Annotated in this window: 9 protein-coding genes; 2 read left to right on the forward strand and 7 right to left on the reverse strand. The window is 56.2% G+C overall.

The annotated features are described in order from the left end of the window. The 6 genes from Q0362_RS00960 to infC form a co-directional block, all read right to left on the reverse strand. Positions 1–1,268, reverse strand: a 1,268-nt coding sequence (locus Q0362_RS00960; protein WP_298118794.1) for a phenylalanine--tRNA ligase subunit beta, incomplete at its 3' end; no start/stop codon positions are given. After that, positions 1,268–2,308, reverse strand: a complete 1,041-nt coding sequence (gene pheS, locus Q0362_RS00965; protein ID WP_298118799.1) for a phenylalanine--tRNA ligase subunit alpha — start codon at positions 2,306–2,308, stop codon at positions 1,268–1,270. The genes Q0362_RS00960 and pheS, both read right to left, overlap by 1 nt. Positions 2,309–2,354: 46 nt before the next feature. Next, positions 2,355–3,158, reverse strand: a complete 804-nt coding sequence (locus Q0362_RS00970; protein ID WP_298118802.1) for an RNA methyltransferase — start codon at positions 3,156–3,158, stop codon at positions 2,355–2,357. A gap of 8 nt (positions 3,159–3,166) precedes the next feature. Continuing rightward, positions 3,167–3,553, reverse strand: a complete 387-nt coding sequence (gene rplT, locus Q0362_RS00975) for a 50S ribosomal protein L20 (RefSeq protein ID WP_280795280.1) — start codon at positions 3,551–3,553, stop codon at positions 3,167–3,169. A gap of 32 nt (positions 3,554–3,585) precedes the next feature. Further along, positions 3,586–3,780: a 50S ribosomal protein L35 gene (rpmI, locus tag Q0362_RS00980; RefSeq protein WP_110233635.1), complete on the reverse strand. Its 195-nt coding sequence runs from the start codon at positions 3,778–3,780 to the stop codon at positions 3,586–3,588. Between the two features lie 48 nt (positions 3,781–3,828). Further along, a complete protein-coding gene (gene infC / locus Q0362_RS00985; protein WP_298118814.1) occupies positions 3,829–4,575 on the reverse strand; it encodes a translation initiation factor IF-3 in 747 nt (248 codons plus the stop codon). 299 nt (positions 4,576–4,874) lie between these two features. Between infC and Q0362_RS00990 the strand changes: the two genes are divergently transcribed. Next, on the forward strand, positions 4,875–5,189 hold the full coding sequence (locus tag Q0362_RS00990) for a DUF1844 domain-containing protein (RefSeq protein WP_298118817.1): 315 nt from the start codon (positions 4,875–4,877) through the stop codon (positions 5,187–5,189). Here Q0362_RS00990 and Q0362_RS00995 read toward each other — a convergent pair. After that, a complete protein-coding gene (locus tag Q0362_RS00995) occupies positions 5,186–5,860 on the reverse strand; it encodes a TetR/AcrR family transcriptional regulator (RefSeq protein WP_298118809.1) in 675 nt (224 codons plus the stop codon). The two genes, Q0362_RS00990 and Q0362_RS00995, sit on opposite strands and share 4 nt — an antisense overlap. A 105-nt stretch (positions 5,861–5,965) precedes the next feature. On the opposite strand from Q0362_RS00995, the gene Q0362_RS01000 reads away from it, so the two are divergent. After that, a partial coding sequence (locus Q0362_RS01000; protein WP_298118811.1) for an MMPL family transporter occupies positions 5,966–7,978 on the forward strand: 2,013 nt, incomplete at its 3' end.

Below are 7,978 nucleotides of genomic sequence, written 5' to 3' on the forward strand. Positions count from 1 at the left end.
AAGTAGGAACCTTCATCCACGATCTCACCACCGGCATGCTCAACTAGAAGCTGTGCAACACGGCCAGCTGCCACAACAGCAACTTCTGGGTCAACTCCCCGCTCAAAACGCTTGGAAGCTTCGGAGTGGAGCTTGTGTCGGCGTGCTGAACGTGCAATTGATACGGGATCGAAGTTTGCAGCTTCAATGAGCACGTTGGTAGTGCCGTCAGTGATTTCTGTATCAGCACCACCCATGACACCAGCAAGACCGATGGCCTTACCACCTGAAGTAATGAGCAGGTCTTCGATGTCTAGCGTGCGCTCTGCTTCATCGAGGGTGATGATCTTCTCGCCCTTGGTAGCGCGACGAACAACAATATCTCCAGAGAGCTTGTCGAGGTCATAGGCGTGGTTGGGCTGACCCAGCTCGATCATGACGTAGTTCGAAATATCAACGGGGAGCGAGATGGAACGAATTCCCGCAAGCTTCAAACGCGACACCATCCACGAAGGGGTGGGAGCAGTTGCATCAATGCCGCGCACAATGCGGGTAGCAAAGACATTTGCTCCCACACGGCCACGAATCGGTGCTTGGTCATCGACAGAAACTGGGAATTCGGTAGCGAACTTCTTCGCTTCCGTCACACCGTGCGCAGAGATGACCTCTGTTGCGGGGTCGCGGAATGCAGCACCAGTTGAGTGTGCGTATTCGCGGGCAACACCACGGATGGAGAACGCATATCCACGGTCAGGTGTGACGTTGATCTCCACTGCCGACTCAGACAGGCCCAGCAGCTCGAGAGCATCAGTGCCAACCTCAGGGTCAAGACCCATCTCTGCCAGACGAATAATGCCGTCGTGGCCTTCGCCGAGGCCCAATTCCTTGGCCGAGGCCATCATGCCGTCGGAAACGTGTCCGTAGGTCTTGCGTGCAGCAATCGGGAACGGGCCAGGCAGAACAGCACCGGGAAGTGTGACAACAACCTTGTCACCAACAAAGAAGTTACCTGCACCACAGACGATGCCATGGATAGCGTCGCCGCCATCGGCAGCGACCTGACCATCTGGAGCAACGCGAACCTGGCACCAGCGAATGGTCTTGCCATTGTTCTGCTCTTCAGGAGTGAATTCGAGAACTTCACCGACCACGATGGGACCAGAAATGTCTCCGCCGTGGATGTCTTCTTCTTCGAAACCAACCTTGACCAGGTCTGCTTGAACCTGCTCAGGTGTGATGTCAGAGGCGAGGTCGACGTATTCGCCGAGCCAACTCAGTGGGACGCGCATCAGACCACCATTCCAAACTGCTGGCTGAAGCGAACATCGCCTTCGACCATGTCGTGCATGTCGCTGACGTCGTTGCGGAACATGAGCGTGCGCTCCACGCCGACACCGAAAGCAAAACCGGAGTAGACCTCAGGATCAATGCCTGCTGAACGCAGAACATTAGGGTTCACCATGCCACAGCCACCCCACTCGATCCAGCGTGCACCACCGGCAAAGGTGGGGTGCCAGACATCGAGCTCAGCGGAAGGCTCCGTGAAGGGGAAGTAGTTGGGGCGCAGGCGAATCTTGGCGCCTTCACCGAACATGATGCGTGCAGCGTGCTCGAGCGTGCCTCGCAGGTGAGCCATGGTCAGACCCTTGTCCACGGCAAGACCCTCGACCTGGGTGAAAACAGGAGTGTGAGTGGCATCAAGCTCATCGGTGCGATACACGCGACCAGGAGCCAATACATAGATAGGAACTTCACGTTCGAGCATGGAGCGAACCTGAACAGGTGAAGTGTGAGTGCGCAGAACGAGGTGAGAATCAACGGGTTCAACGAAGAAGGTGTCCTGCATTGCGCGCGCAGGGTGATCTGCATCAAAGTTCAGCGCGTCGAAGTTGAACCATTCGCCTTCGAGCTCTGGTCCTTCCGCAATTTCCCAGCCCATACCGACGAAGGCATCACAAATGCTTTCCTGTAGAAGCATGAGCGGGTGGCGTCCACCTGCACTCCAGCGTGATGCTGCAGCAGTGACATCGACCTTCTCGGCAGCAAGCTGAGCAGTCTGCTCCTCGCGCACGATGGCTTCTTCACGGGCTGCGAATGCCTGGTTGACTTCACCCTTGGCCTGGCCGACAAGCTTTCCTGCAGCTGCCTTCTGGTCGCCAGGAACATCCTTCATCAGGGCGTTCAACTGGGCGAGAGTCGAGGACTCCCCCACGTGGGCGGTGCGGACAGCCTTCAGCGCTGCGGAATCCGCAGCGGCAGCAATAGCTGCCAGCGCGTCAGTAACCGCAGCCGTAACGGTTGCTTCGGTGATTTCAGTAGGTGCAGACACAGTTCTCAATTTTATGTCGGGAGTGGGCCAGAGCCGACTCGACAGGCTAGGCCTTGTTGTGAGCGAAAGCGCTCTCGTAGATGAGCACAGCAGCAGCTGTGGCCAAGTTCATGGATTCAGCATCACCATAGATGGGCACGGTGATGGCTTTCTCCGCCAGAGCAAAGTGCTCATCGCTCAAACCGCGGGCTTCGTTACCGAACAACCACGCAGTGGGAGCATCAAGCACGCCGTTGGTGCGGGCAAGTACGAGATCTTCGCCCTTGATGTCCGCAGCGAGGAGCTGAAGCCCTGCTTCTCGAACATAGGGAAGGACGTTCTCCAGCTCCACGTCCACCGTGATGGGCAAGTGGAACAAGGAACCCGTGGTGGAGCGCACAACCTTGGGGTTGTAGAGATCAACCGAGCGACCGGTCAAGATGACAGCATCCGCACCGGCAGCATCTGCCACACGGATGATGGTGCCCAAGTTTCCGGGGTCACGCACTTCTTCAAGGATGATGACCAGTTTGGGGTCTTCAGCGAAGATTTCCTTCAGTGCCGTGGGGAACTGGTGCACGACCGCAATGAATCCTTGCGGGGTGACCGTGTCCGCCATCGCGGCGAGGACTTCTTCCGAAACGAACTCGACATCTACCCCGGCATCCACAGCAGTTGCTGCGATGTCTTGGTAGCGCTCAAGCGCGGTGGGCGTGGCATAGAGCTCCACAATCAACTGTGGGCGATATGCCAATGCCTCTGAGACGGCTTGCGGGCCTTCCAAGAGGAAGAGCCCGGTCTCGGACCGGGCTCCCCTCGTGGCTAGCTTCGCAACCGCCTTCACGCGAGGAGCGCGGGGGTTGTCGAGCATGATGTTCCTTAGGCCTTGACCTTGGGTGCAGAAGTGTCTGCAGGAAGTGCCTTGCGTGCAGCTTCAACCAGCTGGGTGAAGGTTGCAGGATCGGTTACAGCGATCTCAGCAAGCATGCGACGGTCAACCTGGATGTCAGCCAGAGCGAGGCCCTGAATGAAACGGTTGTAGGTCAGGCCGTTTGCACGGCTCGCTGCGTTGATGCGCTGGATCCAGAGGCGACGGAAGTCACCCTTGCGGGCACGACGGTCGCGGTAGCTGTACACCAGCGAGTGGATGACCTGCTCTTTTGCCTTGCGGTACAGGCGCGAACGCTGACCGCGGTAACCCTTAGCGCGCTCGAGGATGACGCGACGCTTCTTGTGAGCGTTAACGGCTCTTTTTACTCTTGCCATTTTCTTATCCTTTTAGTATTCGCTAAGTCTGATTACAGACCGAGAAGCTTCTTGATGACCTTGGAGTCAGCTGGAGACAGGATCTGGTCCTGGTTCAGGCTGCGCTTGCGCTTGCCCGACTTGACTTCGAGGTTGTGACGCATGCCGGCCTGCTGCTTCTTGAGCTTGCCGGTACCGGTTACCTTGAAGCGCTTCTTGGACCCGGAGTGGGTCTTCATCTTTGGCATTGGATCTCCTTGGGGTTTCACATTCCCTGGTGAGGGAAAGCGGGGCTTTTAGTCGTCGAGCTCGTCTGAGACCGACTTGGTGGACTTCTTGGGTGCAGCTGCTTTCGCAGCTGTGGTCTTGGGGGCTGCCTTGGGCTTCTCAGCAACTACTTCTGCTTCAACAACCTGAACGGCGTTTGCCTTGTCATCTTCAACAGCAAGAACGGATTCGCCAGACTTGGCTTCCTTCTTGTCGCCACGCTTGTTGGCATCACGCTTGGCGTTCTGCTCTGCCTTGGCTTCGGACTTGCTCTTGAGTGGACCAATAATCATGACCATGTTGCGGCCATCAATGGTGGGGCTGGACTCGATGGTGCCGAATTCAGAAACTTCTTCAGCAAACTTCTGAAGCAAGCGAACACCCTGCTCGGGACGTGACTGCTCACGACCACGGAAGAGGATCATGGCCTTGACCTTGTCACCATCGTTGAGGAAGCCGATAGCGCGCTTCTTCTTGGTTTCGTAGTCGTGCACATCGATCTTCAGGCGGAAACGTACCTCTTTGAGGATGGTGTTGGCCTGGTTACGACGAGCTTCCTTGAGCTTCTGCGCAGCTTCGTACTTGAACTTTCCGTAGTCCATGATCTTTGCTACCGGCGGCTTGGCTTCGGGAGCAACCTCAACGAGATCGAGGTCAGCCTCCTGTGCAAGTCGAAGGGCAACATCGATCGCCACGACACCTACCTGCTCGCCGTTGGGACCAACGAGGCGAACTTCAGGGACGCGGATACGGTCGTTTGTACGTGGATCGCTAATGCGGTGCTCCTTGTTATTTCTCTGAAACCCTTGCGGGGAGAAAGAGGAGTCTTACGCGCAGCACGGACATACATCCGTGTTCAACACGACACAAGGTAAACCTTGTGGCACCCTGACCTACCTGCCCAGCGAACTGAACCGGCGGAGTGCAAGAACCCAGTAACCTGATGTTGCGGGTTACGGGTGGGAGATAACTCCTCTTTCAATTTCTTGGCATGAGCTAAGAAACCTGCATAAGCCTAGCAGAGGAATACATTGTGAGCGAAAGCGCCCAGAACGAGGCAGTCCAGAAAGCCGTCATGGACATTGCCGAAGTGCCTGCCATCGAGGTCATCGTGGAGGTTGCCGTGAACCTGATGAGCGCCGCAGCCATCAAGTGCGGCCTAGCCGAAGGCCCTGACGCTGCATCTCTGACTGACCTCGATGAAGCTCGCAAACTCATCAATGCGCTTGCTGGACTCATTACTGCCGCAGCACCAGACATTAGCGATTCACACGCACGTCCTCTGCGTGATGGCCTACGTTCTCTTCAGCTCGCGTTCCGCGAAGCCTCCCCTATCCCCGATGAAATCGGCAAGGGCCCTGGTGAAAAGTGGACGGGTCCCGTCAACTAGCTAGCTAGTTGGCCGATCAGGCCCAGTAAGCGCTGCATAAACAGCTGGTGCGCTGCTTCCTGCACATGCTCGCCACCACGCATGATGGCTTCTTGGAGGGCAGCTTCATACGTGTTCATAAACACATTGGCCAGCTCGACTGAATCGAGTGCTGGGGTGAGACCCACTGCATCGAAGGCTGCAGAAATGATGCTGCCGAATTCATGGTCTGCAGCTTTTTTCTGCTCGAGATAGAGCTTGCCCACCTCTGGATCACGCATGGCAAGCAGTCTGAGTTCCGACTGGAAGAGGAACCACAGGCGGTTCTCACCCTGTTGTTCCAGGAAGCTCGCCACGATAGGTCCGAGTTCTTGAGCTGTGAGCTTGCCACCCGAATTTCCCAACAATGTAGGCATGATGACGTCAATGTTGGCCACGCTGCCTCGCAGCAATGCGAGCCGTTCATTGTTGCCTCGTTCGGCGAGCGCGAGGAAGAGTTCTTCCTTCGTGTCGAAATTGGAGTAAAAAGCTCCGCGGGTGAAATCTGCACGCTCGGCGATCATTTCAACACTTGCCGCGTGAATCCCTACCTCTGAGAAGACCTCAAAGGCCGCGTCCATCAAGCGTTCACGCGTTTTTTGGCGTCTGGCTGACTCTGCAGGCTTTGGCTCAGTTTCGGTTGTGATGCTCACAGGGTTAAGGATACACTGATGTATTGGATACACCGGTGTATCGAAACGTGTTTTATTCCCGCAACGCCTTAGATCTCCGGCGGTTGCCAACACCCAAGGACAGTCATGTCATCTCTGCTCTATTCCCTCGGCCACTGGGCTTTCCGCGCCCGTCGAATGGTCCTCATTGGATGGCTGATTGTTCTTGTTGCCATTGGTGGCGCTGCAGCAGCCTTCAACAAGGGCCTTGACGATGGCATCAGCATCCCAGGTACTGAGTCACAAGCTGCCCTCGACTCTCTGTCGACCACCTTTCCTCAGGTCAGTGGCGCATCTGCACAAATCATTGTTCTGGCAGCAGACGGTCAGTTGATCACTGACCCCGAATACGTCGACACACTCAACACCGTTGCAGAGGAGATGGCCACACTCCCTCAGATTGAGAACGTCACCTCTCCCTTCAACGAGCGCGTCAATGGCGCCATCAGCGATAACGACAAGGCCGGCTTGATCAGCGTCCAATTTGATGGCCCCACGTCGACAATTACTCCTGATTCACTTGCTGAATTGGAAGCCGCAACAGAGCAGCTCAGCTCAGATCTCCCTGCAGGATCTACAGTCTCGCTCGGCGGTCAGATTTATAGCTCATCTATGCCCACCATTACTCCTACCGAGTTGATTGGTGTGGGAGTTGCACTCGTGGTGCTCATCATTACTTTTGGTTCATTCTTGGCTGCGGGCATGCCGCTTCTCACCGCATTACTCGGCGTTGGAATCTCTATTGCACTGATCTTCGTGGCCACGGCGTTTGCCAAGGTCACCTCCACCACCCCCATGCTTGCGCTCATGTTGGGCCTGGCAGTAGGTATCGACTACGCGCTTTTCATCATTTCTCGCCACCAAGATCAGCTCCGCCAGGGAGACACGCCTGAGGAAGCGGCTGCCCGTGCTACAGGCACGGCAGGTTCAGCTGTCATTTTTGCCGGCCTTACCGTCATGATTGCGTTGTTGGGATTGGGTATTGCGGGAATCCCCTTCCTCACCACCATGGGCGTAGCAGCAGCCGTTGGTGTGGGTATTGCTGTGATGATCTCCATCACCCTCATCCCCGCTCTTCTGGGCTTTGCCGGCGAGCGCCTGCGCCCCAAAAAGAAAAAAACCAAGAAGGCAGAAGCGGCAGCGCACAAGCCCAATCGTTTCTTCACCGGCTGGGTGAAGGCTGTCACCCGTTTCCCCCTCGTGACCATCCTGGCTGTACTCGCCGTGATTACCGTGGTGGCCCTTCCCGCATTGAACCTGCGTCTAGCCTTGCCTGATGCCGGAAGCAATGCTCCAGATGACCGCTCACGCATTACGTATGACCTCGTTGCTGAAAACTTTGGCGAAGGCTACAACGGCCCGCTCCTAGTCACCGGCACTATTGTCACCAGCACTGATCCTCTGGGGCTCATGGCTGACCTCAAGGCAGAGCTGGAACAGATTCCAGGCGTGGCAGCTGTTCCTCTTGCAACGCCCAATATGACTGCTGATACCGGAATCATTCAGGTCATCCCTGAAGGAGCTCCTGACTCCCCCGAAACCAAAGCACTAGTTCAAGCCATCCGCGACAAGCATGACTACTTCCAAAAGAAGTATGGTGTTGACTTGTCTGTCACCGGCTTCACCGCCAGCGGAATTGATATCTCCACGCTGCTCGGTAATGCCCTACTGCCTTTCGGCATTGTTGTCGTGGGACTTTCCCTCATTCTTTTGACTATGGTGTTCCGCTCCATCTGGGTCCCCATCAAGGCAGCAGTTGGTTATCTGTTCAGCGTTGTTGCCGCCTTCGGTGTTGTCACACTTGTGCTGCAAGAAGGTGTGGGGGCTGAACTACTTCACGTAGACAAACCAGGTCCGGTGATCAGCTTTATGCCGATCCTCGTGATGGGCATCTTGTTCGGCTTGGCCATGGACTACGAGGTCTTCCTCGTAGCCCGCATGCGCGAGGATTACGTGCACACTGGAAAGGCTCGGAAGTCGATCGTGACCGGATTCGTCGGCTCCGCGAAGGTCGTCACGGCAGCAGCTGTCATCATGTTTGCCGTCTTCGCTGCATTCGTCCCTGAAAGTGGCGGCAGCATGAAGGCTATTGCCTTAGCC

It is taken from the genome of uncultured Aurantimicrobium sp., assembly GCF_936931525.1.
GTDB lineage: Bacteria > Actinomycetota > Actinomycetes > Actinomycetales > Microbacteriaceae > Aurantimicrobium.

Coding starts and splice junctions, on each gene's coding strand:
- Q0362_RS00990 (WP_298118817.1), top strand. CDS start 4,875: ATGGACATTGCCGAAGTGCCTGCCATCGAGGTCATCGTGGAGGTTGCC.
- Q0362_RS00970 (WP_298118802.1), bottom strand. CDS start 3,158: ATGCTCGACAACCCCCGCGCTCCTCGCGTGAAGGCGGTTGCGAAGCTA.
- rplT (WP_280795280.1), bottom strand. CDS start 3,553: ATGGCAAGAGTAAAAAGAGCCGTTAACGCTCACAAGAAGCGTCGCGTC.
- rpmI (WP_110233635.1), bottom strand. CDS start 3,780: ATGCCAAAGATGAAGACCCACTCCGGGTCCAAGAAGCGCTTCAAGGTA.